This is a genomic window from Kribbella pratensis (genome assembly GCF_004366075.1).
In the GTDB taxonomy this organism is placed as follows: Bacteria; Actinomycetota; Actinomycetes; order Propionibacteriales; family Kribbellaceae; genus Kribbella; species Kribbella pratensis.
The window spans coordinates 161,690-178,223 of the sequence record NZ_SODU01000003.1 but is presented as its reverse complement, the minus strand read 5'-3'; the positions used below and the strand labels follow the sequence as shown (position 1 = coordinate 178,223).

The window sequence follows — 16,534 nt, the reverse complement described above, 5'->3', positions numbered from 1 at the left end:
ACCGGTGTCAGGAGCCGTGTCAGGGCCGCGGCGGTTCGGTGTCAGGACGGCCCTGGATCTTGGTGTTTGTCAGCAACACACCAAGCACTCCAGGAAGGCACCACAATGCCGACGTACAGCACCTCCCAGCCGATCTCCGCAGTCCTGAACATCCCCGCCGGACGCATTCAGCTCGTTGCCACCGACCGGGCCGACACCGCCGTCGAGGTGCTCCCCGCGGACGCCTCGAAGAGCCGCGACGTGAAGGCTGCCGAGCAGACCACGGTCGAGTACGCCGACGGCGTGCTGCGGATCGCGGTCGTCGCGAAGAACCAGTACTTCGGGCCCTCCGGAGCCGTCGCGGTGACGGTGCAACTGCCGGCCGGTTCCCAGGCCGAGGTGAAGGCGGCCGGCGCCGATCTCCGGGCGACCGGACGCTTCGGCGATGTCGTCATCGAGAGCGCCCAGGGTCCCATCGACCTCGAGGACGTCGCGAGCGCTCGCATCACGACCTCCGCCAGTGACGTGTCCGTCGGCCGCCTCAACGGTCCCGCGGAGATTCGCACCAGCAAGGGCGACATCCGGATCGCCGAGGCGGTGCGCGGCACCGTCGTACTGCGCACCGATGTCGGCGAGGTGGAGATCGTCGCCGCCGCCGGAGTCTCGGCCACGCTCGATGCCGGCACCTCCACCGGCCGCATCAGCAACGCGCTCAAGAACAGCGAGGGCGCGGGCCCCGAACTCACGATCCGCGCGACCACCTCGGTCGGCGACATCGTCGCCCGCAGCCTCTGACCGCAATCCGTACCACTCCAAGGAGCACCACCATGTCAACGACTTCCTCCGGCTTCACCGAGGCCGGGTTGCGCCGACTGCACGACGTACTGGCCCGGCACGTCGACTCCGGGAAGATCCCCGGCGTCGTCGCCCTGGTCAGCCGCGGCGACGGTGAGCCGTACGTCGAGACCCTCGGGACGATGCGTCACGAGGGCGGCGCGCCGATGCGACGCGACACGATCTTCCGGATGGCCTCGACGTCGAAGCCGGTCTCGGTGTCGGCGGCCATGGTGTTGCTCGACGAGTGCCGGCTGCGGCTGGACGACACGGTCGAGCCGTGGCTGCCCGAGCTGGCCGGCCGTCAGGTCCTGAAGCGGATCGACAGCCAGGTCGACGACACCGTGCCGGCCAAGCGGCCCATCACCGTCCGGGACGTGCTGACGTCCACGTTCGGGCTCGGCATGGACATGACGATGATCGGTACGCCGATCATGGCCGCCCTGTTCGAGCAGGGCATCACGCCCAACGGGCCGGTGCCGATGCCGGAGCCGGACGAGTGGATGCGGCGCCTCGGCACGCTTCCGCTGATGTACCAGCCCGGTGAGCGCTGGCAGTACCAGATCAGCAGCGACCTGATCGGCGTCCTCGTCTCCCGGGTCACCGGTCAGTCGTACGACGAGTTCCTGCAGGAGCGGATCTTCGGGCCGCTGGGCATGAAGGACACCGGGTTCTCCGTTCCCGCCGACCAACTGCACCGGCTCCCACCGCTCTATGCGCCGGACCCCGCCACCGGCGAGTTCCAGGTGTGGGACGAGGCGGAGGGCGGCCGGCACAGCGCCCCGCCGGCGTTCCAGGGCGGTGGCGGCGGGCTGAACTCCACCGCCGACGACTACCACGCCTACTTCCGGATGCTGCTGAACCACGGCGTACATCAGGACCAGCGGATTCTCTCCAAGCCGGCCGTGCAGCTGATGACCAGCAACAGCCTCACGGCCGAGCAGTTGGCGGCCCGGGAGACGCTGGCCCGGGACAACGTGCACATCTCGTTCGGCCAGGGACAGCAGGGCGGATGGGGCTTCGGGATGGCGGTTCGTACCTACCGGGGCGATTACGCGCCGATCGGTCAGTTCGGCTGGGACGGTGGCGCCGGTACGTCGACGTACGCGGACCCGGTCAACCAGGTCGTCGGCATCCTGCTCACCCAGGTCGGCACGACCGTGCCGTCCTCGGTCCAGCTCATGAACGACTTCTGGACCACGCTCTACCAGGCTCTCGAGGACTGACGGCAACACGTCGGCCGGACCGCTGGCTGCGGTCCGGCCGACGTTGCTGTTTCAGCGGGCGGCTTGCTCGATCACTCGGGTCACCGTGCCCGGGTGGGAGAGGGCGACCAGATGGGATGCTCCTTGGACCGCCACCGTGGTGGCGTGGGCGCGGTCGGCCATGAAGCGCTCCGCGGCCGGTGCGATCGCGTGGTCCTCGGTCGGGATCACGGCGTACTTCGGGAGCGCGGCCGGAGCGCCCGTCGGGATCTTCTCGTCGAAGACCGCGGCGTTGACCGGGCGCTGCGAGGCCCCGAGTACGGCGGCCTGCCGCGCCGGGAGGTCGGCCGCGAACACCCGGCGGAACGACTCCGGCTTCATCACCAGATCCACCCCACCGGGGTAGCTGATCGTGTTCGTCGTGTCCGGGCCGATCTCGCTGCCCGGGTACTTCGAGTTCAGCGCCCCGAGCGTCTCACCGGCCTGCGGGACGAACGCGGCGACGTACACCAGCGATTTCACCCCGGCGGTCCCGGCCAGCTGGCTCACCAGCGCACCGCCGTACGAGTGGCCGACGAGCACCTTCGGGCCGGAGATGTTGTCGAGCACGCCCTTCAGGTATGACGTGTCCGACGCGATCCCGCGCAGCGGGACAGCGGGGGCGACCACGGTGTACCCGTCCCGCTGGAGCCGGCTGGTCACCTCGGACCAGCTGGCTCCGTCGGCGAAGGCGCCGTGCAGCAGGACGATGGTGGGCTTCGGCTTGTGCTCGGTCTGGGCACTCGCCGTGGTGACACCGGTGAGGGTGAGGACCGCCGTCGCGGCGACCGTGACCAGGTGCCTGAGCTTGATCGGCTTCATCGGTTCGCACCTGCCTCGACGGCGCTCGCGATGAAGTCGGCGACGGCCTTCGGCTGTGAGACGGCGACCGCGTGCGAGCCGTCGACCTCGATCGTGGTGGCGTTCGCGCGGGCGGCCATCGTGCGCTGGCCGTCCGGGTGGATCGCCTCGTCGCCGCTGGCGACCAGGTCGTAGACCGGGACGCGCTTCCAGCTCGCCGCACCGGACTTCTCCTCGAACGCGACCGCGGCGATCGGCCGCTGCGTCCGGCCGAGCTGCTCGGCGTTCTCGACGTCGGCCGCGAACAGCGCCCGGAACTTGGACCGGTCGATGCTCAGCCAGGTCTCCTCGCCGCCGTCACCGGTGGGCAGCTGGTGCGGGACCAGGCCGGACGCGAAGTCGTTGGCCGGGAAGCTGCCGAGCAGGTCCTGCAGGCTCTCGCCCTCCTCCGGTACGAACGCGGCTACGTAGACCAGTGCGGAGACGTTGTCGGCCTCGTTGGCGGCCGCGGTAATGACCGCACCGCCGTACGAGTGCCCGACCAGGACGACCGGGCCGTCGATCTCGCGCACCTGGGCGGCGACCCGGCTGCCGTCGAGGGCGGGGCCGCGCAGCTCGTTGGCGACCGCGATCGCCGGGATGCCGCGGCTCGTGAGCTCGGCGATCACACCGGACCAGCTGGCGTTCTCGGCGAACGCGCCGTGGACCAGGACGACGGTGGGGGTCTTGTCTGACTGCTCAGTCATTTTCGCTGTTCCCTTCGTGGTTGCTTGGTAGAAGGAAACCGCTGAAGGCCGCTCCGGCGGATCGAGCGAACACGTGAACCTGTCAGGGACCGCTCCGGTGCTCAGAGCAGGCGGTGCACCCGAATCTCATGCGTTCGGGGGAGGGGCGAACCGTTCCAGCACCAGCCGGGTGAGCTGGACGCGCGAATTCACCCCGAGCTTGCCGAACACGGCCCGTAGATGGGTCCCGACGGTGCTGGCCGACACCACCAGCTCGTCGGCCGCAGACCGGTTCGTGTGCCCCTCGGCGACGAGCAGGGCGACCCGTCGCTCCATCGGCGTGAGCGACTCCCACCCCTCCTGAGCCCGCGGCGGTACGGCGGCCCAGCGACGCCGTCGTACGCCGGCTGCCTGCAGCACCGCCTGGATCCGCCCGGCCGGAGCAGTCGCGCCAAGAGCCGTCAGACTGTCCAGCACTCGCTCCAGAGCCGGTACGCCGGTCTTGCGATCACCTGACTCCAGAGCGGCCCGCCCGTAGCGCTCCTCGGCCTGTGCGAGCAGCAGCGGCCGCTGCGCCGTACGGACGATCTCGACCGCTTCAGCTAGCTGCTCGACGTCGTTGCCCGCAGCCACCACGGCGAGCGCGCCACGGCTTGCTGCAGACGGACTGAGTCGCTTGAGCTCGTCCAGGGCGTCGGCCTGCAGCAGGAGGCCGATGCGCTCCGGGAAGTCCTGCGGCGTCGCGGCCAACCGCTTGACCGCCTTGGCGTCGCCGTCCGCGATGGCCAGCAGCGCACTGATCGTCGGATCGCTGCCGGCCAGTTTGCGCGCCTGGGTCAGGTGGCCACGGAGCAGGGCGACCAGTGCGAGTACCTGGTCCGCTGCAGGGGCGAGCGATCGGTCATGCAGCTGGTCCATCCAGCGCAGACCGGCGTGCGCCGCGCCCTCTGCTTGTTGCAGGTTGCCGGAGGCGTACTCGAGCCGCGCATGCAGCACGGCGAGTTGTGGAGCGGCCCAGGAGGAGCCTGCGGTCATCAGCTCCCGCGCACGTTCCAGAGCAGCGGACAGGTCGTCCGACTCGGCGCGGCAGTACAGCTCGCCCACCTCGACCAGCGTAGGCGGCAAGCTCCCAAGATCGGGTTCCGCCTGGCGTGCTGCGACGTACAGGTCGCGTGCGTCGGCGTACCTGCCCTCGGACTGTGCCGCCTCGGCCGCAGCCACCTGCTGAAGCGACTGCGCAATCGGGTCCGTTGCAGCGCTCGGAGCGTCCGCACCGGCCAGCGCGCGGTGGGCCGCGAGCCGTTCGGCCAGGTGGGGTGCGGCGCCGGGGACGGTGAGTTCTTGTACGTCGAGACGCCGGTGCGGCGCCAGGTGCAGACGGAGGGTCGCCTGGAGGTCCGGGGTGATCGGTCCGTGGTAGAGCGCCGTACCGCTGAGCAGGTCGTCGGCGAACGCCTTGGCGCGGTCGTACTGCCAGGCGACGAGCAGGATGCTCACCACGTCGACACCGACCTCAGCGCGGAGTGGGTCGTCCACCCGCGTCAGGTCGAACGCCTGCTGGATCACTTCCGCGGCCGTGATCGACATGGTCGAGAGCAGGTCCCGCGCTGCCTCCCGCAGTGTCGCGACAGCGCTCGTGTCACCGGACTGGGCGACTGCGAGGACATGCGGTGCGGCAGCGGCCGCACCACGCCCCGCGGACATGAGCTGGTTCGCGATCGCGCCGTGCAGCGCCCGCTGAGCAGACGGCGGTACGTCGGCCAACGCCGCGGAGCGCAGGAGCTCGTGGCGGAAACGCAGCACCGAGCCGGCGTCTGTGAGCAGACCGGCCTGGATCGCCTCCTCCAGCGGTGCGGCGAGCCTGGCGACCGGTGCGGCCATCAGTGCGGCGACGTCTTCCAGGCGGAACTCGCTGCCGAAAACGGCGGCGGTGCGGATCAGGTCCCGGCCGGTTTCGGACAGGTCGCTGGTCCGGCGCCGTACACCCTCGATCAGCCCGGCGGACAGGTCGCTGCCGCTCAGGTACAGACCCGCGATGAGCTGCTCGGCCAGGAACGGGATGCCCTGGACGCCGGCGAGCTGTAGCGCCAGCGACGGGTCGACCGCGTGGTTCAGACGGTCCGCCGCGAGGTCCTGGATCGCGTCCGCGGTCAGGGGTGCGAGCGGGATGCTGTGCACCGGAACGCTCACCGCCTCGCTCAGCTGGTCGGCCGGGCCACCCGGGCTCGGGCGAGTGGCGAGCAGCCAGAGCACGCTCGCCGCGGGCAGACGGTCGACCGCAACCCGCAGTACGAACGCGGTGAGCGGATCGGACCACTGGGCGTCATCCAGCACGATCAGGGCGCGAACACCGGCGAGACGACGGCCGATGAGGTCGGCAAGCCGCTCGGCAAGCCAGAGCGGCTGGGTGTTGAGGGCCGCCAGCTCCAGGAACTGGTCCGTGTCGATCAGCGGCTCTGCCCCGGCCCGCAGAGCAGGAGCGAGGGACGCGAGCGGACTGATGTTGTCGGTCTGGTGCGCGGCCGCACTCGCGACGAGGAAGCCCTGGCGCTCAGCCTGCTCCACAGCGGCGGCCAGCAGCGCTGACTTGCCGATCCCGGGCTCACCGCTGACGACGGCCAGCGAGGCCTGTCCGTTGCCGGCCGCTCGTAGCGCGGCAAGGAGCTTGCCGAGCTCCTCAGAGCGTCCCCGCAGCGGCACCATGGTGGATTTGTATCAACCGCAGCGACGTACAGCCAGCAGGGCGTACGTGCGTGCGGCGTGCAGTACGTCGGCCAGTACGACGTGCTCGTCGGCGGCGTGGGCGTACCGCACGTCACCCGGCCCGTACTGCAGCGTGGGGATGCCCGCTGCGGCGTACTGCCGAAGGTCTGATCCGTACGGCGCGCCCTTGACCGCCGGGACCGCTCCGCCCGCGTCGGACGCTGCCTCGACCGTGTCCGCGAGCAAGGGGTCGCCCTCAGGTAGCAGACCGGAGGCGAACTCACCACCCGGCCAGCTGACCGTTACCGGGTGCTCACGCAGCCAGTCGTCCTTCGCGCACGCCACCGCTACCGCGTCCTCGAAGGCGGTCCGCGCGTCCGCGACGGCCTCCCCGAGACGTACGCCGTACCGGCCCTCGGCGATCAGGTGGTCGGGAACGGTGCTCGCCCAGTCGCCGGCCGCGATGGTGCCGACGGACAGCGGGTTGGCGAGGTCGAGGTGGGCGAGCAGTGGATGCGGGTCCCGGTTGCGCTCACGTTCGAGCTCCTGCAGCGCGGTCTGGATCACGGTGAACTTCTCGATCGCGCTCACCCCGCGACTGCGGGTCGAGCCGTGCGTGGCCAGCCCCGGGACCTCCAGCCGGAACGTCAGCGAGCCGGCATTGGCCGGGATGACCGTCCCGGCGGTCGGCTCGGCGATCAGGCACGCCTCGCCGCGATGACCGCGGCGCAACGTCGCGAACGCACCGACGCCGCCGTCCTCCTCACCGATCACGGTGTGCACCGCGAGCGGCTTGCGCAGCGTGATGCCCGAGGCAACGATCGCCGCCACCGCACCGAGGACCGCCGCGACACCGCCCTTCATGTCACAGGTCCCGCGGCCCCACATCACGCCGTCCTCGATCCGGGCGTCGAATGTGCCACCCGGCACCACGTCGACATGCCCGTTGAGGATCAGCCCCGGCGTCGCATCGCCACCGAGTACGCCGACACAGCCCCAGGCCTCGGACCGCTCGACCTCCATCCCGGGAAACCCCGGCTCATCGGCCGACAACTCGAGCCGCCAGTGATCAACGGTCAGCCCCAGCGCCTCCAGCCGGGCAGCACACCAGGCCTGTACGTCGACCTCGGCCGCGGTCCCGTCGACGCTCGGAATCCGCACCAGCTCCCGCAGTTCCGCAACGATCCGCTCGTCGTCGACCGCTGCCAGGACGGCCTGCTCAGTCTCGAAATCCACAGCACAGGAATACCACCGATCGGACGACAAAGTCTGGCCGTTCGGCCGACAGACCGGCCATTTCGTCGATGGCAACCTTCCTGGGAAGACGGCCCGATCGGGGCCGGGGGGAAGGGAAACCGCCATGCACCGCAAGAAGAAGATCATCATCGCCGCCGCAGCCACCGTCGTCATCGGAGCCGGCTCGGCCTTCGCCTACTGGAGCACCACCGGCTCCGGCAGCGGCTCGGGTGCCACGTCCGCCGGCACGAGCAACCTCGCGATCGTGCAGACCAGCACCGTCTCGAACCTGCGTCCGGGTGACGCCGCGCAGACCATCAGCGGCACCGTGACGAACAACGCGGACAGCAGCGCCTACGTCAACAGCGTCACCGTCAGCATCGCCGGTGTCACCCAGGCCTCCGGCGCCACCGGCATCTGCGACGCCACCGACTACACGCTGGCCTCGCCGACCATGAGCGTGACCACCGACGTCGCCCCTGGCGGCACGGCGAACTTCAACGGCGCGACCCTGAAGTTCAACAACAAGGCCACCAACCAGGACGGCTGCAAGGGCGCGACCGTCAACCTGTCGTACGCCAGCAACTAGCTCGTCACCGCGGTTTCCCAGGCCTGGGCGGGGCGCTACCTCGACCCAGCGCCCCGTCCAGGCCGGGACCGCGACAAAGTTCTTGGGGGGAGTGAGCAGTAGATGCGAGGCACGCGAACGAGCCGGTACCGGGTGATCAAGTTCCTGATCGCCGGTGTCTGCCTGCTGCTCGCCGTGGCCGGCCTGTCGTACGCGGCCCAGCCGGCGAAACCCGGCATCCAGCTGGGCATCACACCGACCAGCCAGTCGGTGACGCGGGGCCAGACGGCGACGTACACGGTCAGCGTGACGTCGACCGGCGGCTTCACCGGCGCGGTCGCCTTCAGCGCCACCGGAGTGCCGAACGGGGCGTCCGCGTCCTTCGGCCCATCGTCGGTGACGCTCACGTCCGGCAGTACGGCGAGTACGACGCTGACCGTGACCACGACGGCGAGTACGCCGACCGGATCGGCCGGGATCACCGTCCAAGGCGCCGGCGCGAAGGTCAGTGGCACCGTCACCGCCGGCCTGGTGGTGAACGCCCCGCTCTCCAGTTCGTTGTCGATGACCGCTACGCCGGCCTCGATCACGCAGGCACCCGGAACGATCGCAGTCTTCAGCATCCAACTGACCCGGACGAACCTGCCGGGGCCTGTCACCCTCGGCGTCGCTGGTGGACTGCCGCAAGGGGCGGTGGCCACGTTCACACCGAACCCGGTGACCGGGAGCTCCGCGAGCGTTCAGATCAGCACGCCGGACACCGCCTCCGACGACACCTACACGCTCTCCTTGACCGCGAGCGGCAACGACCCAGCAGGTGTCACGCGATCGGCGTACGCGAGCGTCAAGCTGGTCGTGCAGACCACCGGCAAGGACTTCGCGATCAGCGGCAACCTGTCCGGTTTGCTCGCTCCGGGCATCTCGAGACCACTCGACCTCACGCTGACCAACCCGAACAAGAAACCCATCTCCGTGACGAATCTGACGGTCGCGCTGAGCTCGATCACGCGGACGCCGTACGCCGTTGCGCACAACCTCCCGTGTGGACCGGCGGACTACCGGATCACGCAGTACGGCGGAACGTATCCGCTGACTGTTCCCGGCAACGCGAGCCGTGCGCTGTCCGGTCTCGCCGTACCGCAGTCGATCTGGCCGCAGGTGACGATGCTCGACACGGCGACGAACCAGGACGGATGCAAGGGCGCCACGGTCAAGCTCGCCTACTCGGGTGCAGGGAGCGGATCATGACTCGACGCGTACTGCTCGTCCTCGGACTCGTGGTCCTCGCGATGGCCGGCGGGGGCACCGCCTGGGCCTTTTGGTCCGCAGCCGGTGCAGGCACCGGATCCGCAACGACCGGAACGCTAGCTCCGCCGACCCCGGTGACCGCCTCGGCTCCACCCGGTGCCGGAACGGTCAACGTGACCTGGACGGCGTCGGCCCGGGCGACCGGCTACACCGTGAACCGCGTACGGACCAGCGACGGTCTGACCGCTGCGGCCTGCAGCACGACGACTGCTACCTCGTGCAGTGAGGTCAATGTTCCCGACGGGATCTACCACTACGTCGTCACCGCGATCTCCGCGAGCTGGACGGCATCCGGGGCGAGCGCCGACGTGACCGTGCACAACTCCCGGCCGTCCGTCACGGTCAATCAGGCCGCGGCGCAGGCGGACCCGACCGCTACGTCCCCCGTGAACTTCACCGCGGTCTTCAGCGAAGCGGTGACCGACTTCACCAGTGCGGACGTCACCGTCAGCCCTGGCACCGCGACAGTCGTGGTGAGCGGCAGCGGACCGACGTACAACCTGGCGGTCAGCGGACTGGCCGGCAGTAGCTCGGTCACGGTGTCGATCGCGGCCAACACCGCCTACGACTCGGGCGGTGCCGGGAACACTGCGTCGACGAGCACCGACAACACAGTCACGTACGACGCGACGGCACCCACGGCGCCGGCACCGGTTGCCACGGCCACCGGATCCTTCGAGACTTTCGTCGGCAACACGGCTGTCACCTTCACCGATGCGGCCACCGACGACTTCTCAGGCGTCGCCTCTGTCGCGTACTACCGCTGCACCGGTGCGGCCGGCGGCTGCACCGCGACGAACTGGACCGCGATCGGATCGTCCACCTCGGCGGCCACCAACTTCGCCATCACGAGGAACGCACCCTTCGCCGCCGATGGCGCCTACCGCGTCGTCGCCGTCGCAACCGATGCCACCGGCAACGTCAGCGTCCCGAGCGTCGCCACCCCGTTGACGGTCGACACCACACCACCCACCGTCTCCCGCCCGACAGTGAACGGACATCCGTGATGAGCATCCTGTGGAAGAAGGTCGAGGGTCGAACGGGGACATCCCGCCTGCGCCGGGTAGCAGTTGCCGCCCTGGTCGCAGCGCTCGCGACACTCGGTTCGATGAACGCCGGTCCCGCCTTCGCCGCCAATGCCGGCAGCGGCGACGGGACGATGTCCGTCTCGCCGGCCACGGTCGTCGCCGGATCGACGGGTAATCAGTTCACGTTCGTCTTCAAGGCGACGACCGGCAAGTTCACCACCGGCTCGTTCATCACCCTGGCCGTGCCCGCCGGGTGGACCCAACCGTCGGCGACGTCGGGTAACGCCGGTTTCGTCCAGGTGTCAGGCGCGTCGTCCTGCGGGGGCGTGAGCCCTTCGATCTCGGGATCGGGTCCCTGGACGATCACCGTGGCTCAGACATGTGACGTCGGCGATCAGCTGACTCTGACGTATGGCGCGGGGACAAACGCGACCCGTGTGACCGCGCCGACCACCCCGCAAACGGCAACGTTCACGACAGCGTCTCGCGCCGGCAACAACGGCAGCGCGGTCAACTTGACGGCGGGTTCGCCGCAGGTGACAGTCACCGCTGGTGCGGCCAGCAAGCTGTCCTTTGTCCAAGGGCCGACGTCCGGGTCCGCCGGTACGGCGCTGACGCCCGCGATCACCGTCCAGCTACAGGACCAGTACGGCAACCCGGTCTCGACGTCCGGCGTGAGCGTCACGCTGACCCCGTCCACTGGGGTGATCGATTCCGGCGCCACGGCAAGCACCAACGGCTCAGGCCGAGCCACCTTCAGCGGCGTGGTCATCAATACCGCAGCCGTCGGGCTCACGCTGACTGCCTCAGCGAGCGGTCTGACCTCGACCGGGCCGTCGTCGACCTTCAACGTCACGGTCGCGGTCGCCAATGGCGCAACTCTCACCGACACCACCGATGACGGGTCGGGCTCCGGTGTGAAGTCGGTCGCGTACTACTACTGCGCCGGCCTCTCGGGCTCGTGCACCAGCTCCAACTGGACCCCGATCGCCTCCTCGACGTCAGCCGCGACGAACTATCGCGTCATCTGGGGTGGTCAGCCGGTCAACGGCTCCTACCGTCTGGTTGCTGTCAGCACCGACAACGTCACGAACGCCAGCCAGCCGAGCAGCAGCATCCCAGTCACGATCTCCAACTAGGACCTGGGGAGGGTTTCTTCCCGAATCGGGAAGAAACCCTCCCCAAGCCCGGCCAACAGACAGGACTGCTAGGCGTTGAGCAGTTCGAGTACGCGGCGGCCGCCGTGGTTGACCAGCTCTTGGCCGTACGTCGAACGCTTGTGGACGAACTCCGCCGTACTCGCGAAAGCGGCGCCCGCGCAGATGGCGACTGCCGCGCGGCCGGTTGCTCGTAGTGCTGCCTCGAGGAAGAGTTCGTCGACGCCGTCTGCCGCGCCGTCGCGGGCGGCGGAGGCTGCCAGTGAGACCAGGTCGTACACGCGTGAACCGGCGCCGGCCGCCTCGATGTCCACGATGCCGGTGATCCGCCCGTCGGACGCGAGCAGGTTGCCCATGTTCAGGTCGCCGTGGACGAAGTCGTGGTGGGGCAAATCGTGGTCCCGGTACGGGCGGCACAAGTCGCCGTACCGTTCGAGGAGTTCGGAGGCGTCATCGTCGTACGCCTGCACCCGTTCCCACACGCCGTCCCAGCCGTCGAAGACGACGCCGCGCGACCACGCGGACCAGCTCGCGTCGCGGTTCTCCGGGAGCAGGTCCCGCTGCAGCTCACAGATCTCGATCAGCTGTCGTGCCAGGCTCTCGTCGAGCGTCGGCGGGCTGCCGGGGACGAGTTCCTGCAGTTGGTACGGCGACCCGGCGGCGGTCGTGCCGACGGTCAGCCAGGCCGGGGTGGGATAGCCGACGGCACGCGCCCGGCGGACGAGCTCGGCCGCCTGCCGGACGCGTGGTGCCCACCCGGGGTTGTCGGTCCACTTCAGGACCACGCCGCCCGTCAGCTCGTACGCGGTCGACTGCAGACCACCGGTCAGTTGCCGCACGACCCGGTAATCGGTGCCGAGGGCAACGTTCAGCTCGGCGACAACCGACTCGGTGGTCTCCATCAGGGCGTCAACCTGTGCAGGTCGCGGGGGAACAGCGTGACCTCGCGGACGTTCTCCGCACCGGTCAGCCGCGCCACGAACCGCTCCAGCCCGATCGCGAACCCGCCGTGCGGCGGCATCCCGTGCTTGAACGCCTGCAGGTACGAGCTGTACGCCGGAGCGTCCGCCGACTCGCCGCGCGCCGCAAGGGCCGCGACGTAGTCGGAGTACCGATGCAGGCGCTGGCCGCCGGTCACCAGTTCGACCCCGCGGAACAGCAGGTCGAACGAGTTCGACCACCGCGGGTCCGACGGCTGGGGATGCGTGTAGAACGGCCGCTTGACCATCGGGTAGCCCTCGACCGCGACGAAGTCGCTGCCGTACTCACGCAACGCCCACTCGCCGATCGCGCGCTCGTCCGCGGGTGCGAGGTCCGGCTCCTCCGGGTCCGCGCCGGCGATCTTCAGCGCCTCGGTGAAGTGCACCACCGGTACGTCGAGCGGGATCTCCGGCGCCGTCACCCCGAGCCGCTCCAACGCGCCGCCCGCACGCGCACCCACCGACGACAACATCTCCGCGATCACGGAACGCAGTACGGCGAGAACGTCGCGGTGGTCGGTGATGAACCCGAACTCCGCGTCCAGCGACACGTACTCGGCCAGGTGCCGGACCGTGTCGTGCGGCTCGGCCCGGAACACCGGACCGACTTCGAAGACCCGCTCGAACACGCCGACCATCGTCTGCTTGTAGAACTGCGGCGACTGCGCCAGGTACGCCGGACCGCCGAAATAGTCCAGCGCGAACACGTTCGCCCCGGACTCGGTCGCCGTACCGACGATCTTCGGCGTCTGGATCTCCGTGAAACCCTGACCGTCCAGCGCGGACCGGAACCCGTGCAGCGCGGCCGCGGCGATCTCCCAGCCGGCCCGCACCGCCGGATGCCGCAGCGCGACCGGGGCGTTGTCGAGGATCACGGGCAGGCCGGCGCCGACCGCCGGACGCCACAGCTCGATCGGCGGCGTCACGGCCGGTTCGGTCAGCGGCTCGATCACCGGGTCGACGATCTCGGCGCCACCGGGAGCCTGCGGGTTGGCGGCGACCGTACCGGTCACCTGAACGACAGTCTCTTCACCCAGCTCGTCCAACTGGGCCTGAGAACCCTTGACGACGATCTGGGCCAGGCCGGACCGGTCGCGCAGGATCAGGAAACTGACGGCGGCGAGCCGTCGTCTTCGGTGCACCCAGCCGGCCACCGTGACGGTCTGGCCTACTGCTGAGGGGATCTCATGGCTGAGAATTCGCATCGCTGTTTTCACCTCCAGGTTTGTCTCGAACCCCGGAGGTGTGGGCGAAGGGGAATCTCGCGGTGCCACCACACCTTCACCGGACCACAAGCAGCCCGGCCTCTTGCACAACAGTCGCTCAGGAGTGTCTTCGCAACCGCTCCACGTATCGCCTTCCCAGCTACCGGCGACTCTCTCTGACGTGGCGTACGACGCTACTTGGTTCCTTCAACGCGAACACCACCAGGATAGGCGACCCGGCAACTCGATTTCATCGCCGGGAGCTCGTCGGGGGGATCTGGGCGGTGTCGGTGTCTTCGCGGCCGCCGACCCGCGCGTGGACGGTGATCGCGTTGCTGGAGCCGTTGCCGGGCAGCCAGGCGTTCCACTCGGAGTTCAGCGGCTTCTTGTAGTTCTTCGTCGTACAGGTCGCGCGGCGGATGTCGCTGGTTCGCTCGCACGTCCAGCCGAGGTCGAACGACGGCAGGAAGCTCAGGTTGCGTCCCCACGAGATGTCGAGGGTCACCGTCCGCCCCTGGGCACCGTTGACCTTCAGGAACCGGTTGTAGACGAACGGATTCGGATCGGTCTGCGGCGTCGGCGTGAGGATCTGCAGCAACGACTCGTCCTGCTGGACAGCAGGCAGTACCTCGGAGTCGGTGTCGCTGACCAGGTCCGCGGTCGCCGTCACGGAGAACGTCCGCGCCACGTCCGACGACTTGTCCGGTACGTCGAAGTCCGCCGCCAGCGGAGCGGGCTTGTCCGGGTTGGTCGCCGTACACGTCTTGGTCGACCGGGTGCACTTCCAGCCGGCCGGGCTCGCCGCGATCGGCCACTCGAGCGCCGCGCCGTACGTGAGCTTCAGCGTGACGCTCTTGCGGTTGGTGCGCGGGGCAACGGTCAGGATCCGGTGGTGGACGTCCGGGTCGGTCCTGCCGTCGAGGATCTTCAGCAGGTTCTCGTCGGTGCTCGGCTTCGCGTCCACGATCGCCGAGTCGTCGTCGTACAGCCGGCCGGTCTTGGCCGAGACGGTGAACGTGCGGTCCGCGGCCGAGCCGCCGGTCGGGGCGTCGAAGGTGACCGGCAGCGGCGCCGGGGCGGCCGGGTCGCTCGCCGTGCAGGTGCCGGCAGCCTGGTTGCAGACCCAGCCCGGCGGGTTGCCGTTCAGCGGCCACTCGAGCTCAGTGCCGTACTTGAGTCCGATCACCACCGGATTCGCGTTCGCGGCCGGAGTCTTGATCGTGATCACGAACCGGATCCCACTCGCTGCTGCCCTGGCTCCCTCGAAGGCCGGGCTGCCGCCGCCGCTCGGCATGCTGATCGTCACCAGAGCCTCGTCGAACACCGGCGTGGTGGGAGTCGGCGTCGGCGGTGTCGGCGTCGTCGGAGGCGGCGTCGGGACCGGAGTCGTGGCCGTCGGAGTAGGTGTCGCGCTGGGTTGCGTGGGTTCGCTGGTCGGCGCAGTCGTCGGTGCGCTCGTCGGAGCCTGTGTCGGGTTGGACGCCGGCGGCTTGGCCGACGGCGGTTTCACCGGCGGCTTGACCGGCGGCACGGTCGGCTTCTGCGCGGGCGGCTGGGTCGGTTGCTGCGTCGGCTGCGCCGACGGCTGGTTGATCGCGGCCGGGGGAGTGTCGTTGCCGGTCAGCGCCAACGCCGCGAGTACGGCGGCGACCGCGACCACGACCACCGTGCCGGCGCCGACCGCGGAGCGCGTGCTGTTCTCGGTGACCTTCTTCCAGCCGGTGACGAAGAAGCCGACCAGGCCGACCTTGGCGCCCGAAGCGGCGGCCAGGTAGCCGATGCCCGCGGTGCCCAGCAGGGCCGGGGCGAGCAGCGCCGGCAGCGCGCTGTTGACCTCGACGAGCTCGAGGTAGACAGCGGTGCACTTCGCGCAGTCGTCCATGTGCTCGCGGACGTTCCGGTTCTCGCGCTTGGTCAGGCCGCCGCGGACGTACGCACCGAGGCGCTCTGTCGTCCAGCGGCAGCGGTCCCCGGCGACGTCGGCCAGGTGCTGCTGCAGGTACGCCTGACGCAGGCCCTCCCGGGCCCGGTAGGCGAGCGCGGACACGCCGTTCGCCGTCAGACCGAGCAGCGGGGCGATCGCGGCGGGTTTCTCACCCTCGACCTCGGTGTGCCACAGCACCGCCTGCCAGCGCTCCGGCAGGCTGGCGAACGCCTTCGCCGCCGCGCCGCTCTCGAACCCGGTGACGGTCGGGTCGTCGAAGGTCTCCGGCTCCCGCTCGTACGACGCGATGTCGTCGGTGGTCTGCACCTTCTTCCCGGAGCGGATCCGGTCGACGTGCACCCGCCGTACGGTCGTCAGCAGATAGGCGCGGAACGAGACGTCGGGACCGCCGCCGCCCCGGAGCGCGTCCAGGACCTTGGCGAACGCGTCACTGGCGAGGTCGTCGGCGTCGTTGGCCGGGACCAGCTGGCGGGCCATCCGCTCGGCGGCGTGGTGGTGCCGCGCGTACAGCTCGCCGTACGCCTCCAGGTCGCCGTTGCGAACGCGCGAGATCAACTCGGCGTCGCTCGGGCCATCCGGCTGCCCTTCCGGCGTCTCCATCGATCTCCCCGTGGTTCTGACTGTCTGTGCCGCAACGTGACGGTCCGTCACTTTGTTGCCGGAGACAAGGCTCCCACGTGAGACGGAATCGCGCACCCTTCCTGACGCGGAACTGTGCTCCTTGTCTGACGAGATGACCAGTCCGGAAGTTACGCGAAAAAACTTCTGCGAATCCGCGTCATGAATCGCGTCACGGTCTGTCTCATCGGCGTACGACGCTT

At 69.5% G+C, this 16,534-nt stretch carries 13 protein-coding genes; 6 read left to right on the top strand and 7 right to left on the bottom strand.

From position 1 onward, the window contains the following. The first annotated feature begins 105 nt into the window (after positions 1 to 105). A complete protein-coding gene (locus EV137_RS24865; RefSeq protein WP_134131015.1) occupies positions 106 to 774 on the top strand; it encodes a DUF4097 family beta strand repeat-containing protein in 669 nt (222 codons plus the stop codon). A 32-nt stretch (positions 775 to 806) separates the two neighbouring features. Then, on the top strand, positions 807 to 2,039 hold the full coding sequence (locus EV137_RS24860; RefSeq protein ID WP_134131014.1) for a serine hydrolase domain-containing protein: 1,233 nt from the start codon (positions 807 to 809) through the stop codon (positions 2,037 to 2,039). Between the two features lie 51 nt (positions 2,040 to 2,090). On the opposite strand, the gene EV137_RS24855 is transcribed toward EV137_RS24860, so the two are convergent. From EV137_RS24855 to EV137_RS24840, 4 genes are all read right to left on the bottom strand, one after another. Continuing rightward, the gene (locus EV137_RS24855; RefSeq protein WP_134131013.1) at positions 2,091 to 2,879 is read right to left on the bottom strand and encodes an alpha/beta fold hydrolase; all 789 of its coding nucleotides are present in this window, start codon (positions 2,877 to 2,879) and stop codon (positions 2,091 to 2,093) included. Then, a complete protein-coding gene (locus EV137_RS24850) occupies positions 2,876 to 3,604 on the bottom strand; it encodes an alpha/beta fold hydrolase (protein WP_134007245.1) in 729 nt (242 codons plus the stop codon). Before EV137_RS24850 ends, EV137_RS24855 begins: the two co-directional genes overlap by 4 nt. Before the next feature lie 126 nt (positions 3,605 to 3,730). Next, positions 3,731 to 6,286: an ATP-binding protein gene (locus EV137_RS24845; protein WP_134131012.1), complete on the bottom strand. Its 2,556-nt coding sequence runs from the start codon at positions 6,284 to 6,286 to the stop codon at positions 3,731 to 3,733. Between the two features lie 12 nt (positions 6,287 to 6,298). Further along, on the bottom strand, positions 6,299 to 7,522 hold the full coding sequence (locus EV137_RS24840; protein ID WP_134131011.1) for a M20/M25/M40 family metallo-hydrolase: 1,224 nt from the start codon (positions 7,520 to 7,522) through the stop codon (positions 6,299 to 6,301). Positions 7,523 to 7,646: 124 nt separating this feature from the next. Between EV137_RS24840 and EV137_RS24835 the strand changes: the two genes are divergently transcribed. The 4 genes from EV137_RS24835 (at position 7,647) to EV137_RS24820 (ending at position 11,565) form a co-directional block, all read left to right on the top strand. After that, a complete protein-coding gene (locus EV137_RS24835) occupies positions 7,647 to 8,111 on the top strand; it encodes a hypothetical protein (protein WP_134131010.1) in 465 nt (154 codons plus the stop codon). Positions 8,112 to 8,213: 102 nt separating this feature from the next. Continuing rightward, positions 8,214 to 9,338, top strand: a complete 1,125-nt coding sequence (locus EV137_RS24830; protein ID WP_134131009.1) for a COG1470 family protein — start codon at positions 8,214 to 8,216, stop codon at positions 9,336 to 9,338. Then, positions 9,335 to 10,405 carry an Ig-like domain-containing protein gene (locus tag EV137_RS24825; RefSeq protein ID WP_134131008.1) on the top strand — a complete coding sequence of 357 codons (1,071 nt, stop codon included), beginning with the start codon at positions 9,335 to 9,337 and terminating at the stop codon, positions 10,403 to 10,405. The genes EV137_RS24830 and EV137_RS24825 overlap by 4 nt, the downstream gene beginning before the upstream one ends. Beyond that, positions 10,405 to 11,565, top strand: coding sequence for a hypothetical protein (locus EV137_RS24820; protein ID WP_134131007.1), 1,161 nt, complete (start codon positions 10,405 to 10,407; stop codon positions 11,563 to 11,565). The genes EV137_RS24825 and EV137_RS24820 overlap by 1 nt, the downstream gene beginning before the upstream one ends. Positions 11,566 to 11,633: 68 nt before the next feature. On the opposite strand, the gene EV137_RS24815 is transcribed toward EV137_RS24820, so the two are convergent. The 3 genes from EV137_RS24815 to EV137_RS24805 all read right to left on the bottom strand — a co-directional run bounded on the left by EV137_RS24815 (position 11,634) and on the right by EV137_RS24805 (position 16,313). Then, a complete protein-coding gene (locus EV137_RS24815) occupies positions 11,634 to 12,485 on the bottom strand; it encodes a phosphotransferase family protein (RefSeq protein WP_134131006.1) in 852 nt (283 codons plus the stop codon). Continuing rightward, complete coding sequence (aspS, locus tag EV137_RS24810) at positions 12,485 to 13,768, bottom strand: aspartate--tRNA(Asn) ligase (protein ID WP_134007261.1); 1,284 nt, start codon at positions 13,766 to 13,768, stop codon at positions 12,485 to 12,487. Before aspS ends, EV137_RS24815 begins: the two co-directional genes overlap by 1 nt. Positions 13,769 to 14,018: 250 nt before the next feature. Continuing rightward, positions 14,019 to 16,313 carry a sigma-70 family RNA polymerase sigma factor gene (locus tag EV137_RS24805; RefSeq protein WP_134131005.1) on the bottom strand — a complete coding sequence of 765 codons (2,295 nt, stop codon included), beginning with the start codon at positions 16,311 to 16,313 and terminating at the stop codon, positions 14,019 to 14,021. Positions 16,314 to 16,534: the final 221 nt, after the last annotated feature.

What these genes read in the sequence shown, in the direction of transcription:
- EV137_RS24845 (WP_134131012.1), bottom strand. Translation starts at nt 6,286, where the DNA reads ATGGTGCCGCTGCGGGGACGCTCTGAGGAGCTCGGCAAGCTCCTTGCC.
- aspS (WP_134007261.1), bottom strand. Translation starts at nt 13,768, where the DNA reads ATGCGAATTCTCAGCCATGAGATCCCCTCAGCAGTAGGCCAGACCGTC.
- EV137_RS24820 (WP_134131007.1), top strand. Translation starts at nt 10,405, where the DNA reads ATGAGCATCCTGTGGAAGAAGGTCGAGGGTCGAACGGGGACATCCCGC.
- EV137_RS24865 (WP_134131015.1), top strand. Translation starts at nt 106, where the DNA reads ATGCCGACGTACAGCACCTCCCAGCCGATCTCCGCAGTCCTGAACATC.
- EV137_RS24855 (WP_134131013.1), bottom strand. Translation starts at nt 2,879, where the DNA reads ATGAAGCCGATCAAGCTCAGGCACCTGGTCACGGTCGCCGCGACGGCG.
- EV137_RS24815 (WP_134131006.1), bottom strand. Translation starts at nt 12,485, where the DNA reads ATGGAGACCACCGAGTCGGTTGTCGCCGAGCTGAACGTTGCCCTCGGC.
- EV137_RS24850 (WP_134007245.1), bottom strand. Translation starts at nt 3,604, where the DNA reads ATGACTGAGCAGTCAGACAAGACCCCCACCGTCGTCCTGGTCCACGGC.
- EV137_RS24805 (WP_134131005.1), bottom strand. Translation starts at nt 16,313, where the DNA reads ATGGAGACGCCGGAAGGGCAGCCGGATGGCCCGAGCGACGCCGAGTTG.
- EV137_RS24830 (WP_134131009.1), top strand. Translation starts at nt 8,214, where the DNA reads ATGCGAGGCACGCGAACGAGCCGGTACCGGGTGATCAAGTTCCTGATC.
- EV137_RS24860 (WP_134131014.1), top strand. Translation starts at nt 807, where the DNA reads ATGTCAACGACTTCCTCCGGCTTCACCGAGGCCGGGTTGCGCCGACTG.
- EV137_RS24825 (WP_134131008.1), top strand. Translation starts at nt 9,335, where the DNA reads ATGACTCGACGCGTACTGCTCGTCCTCGGACTCGTGGTCCTCGCGATG.
- EV137_RS24835 (WP_134131010.1), top strand. Translation starts at nt 7,647, where the DNA reads ATGCACCGCAAGAAGAAGATCATCATCGCCGCCGCAGCCACCGTCGTC.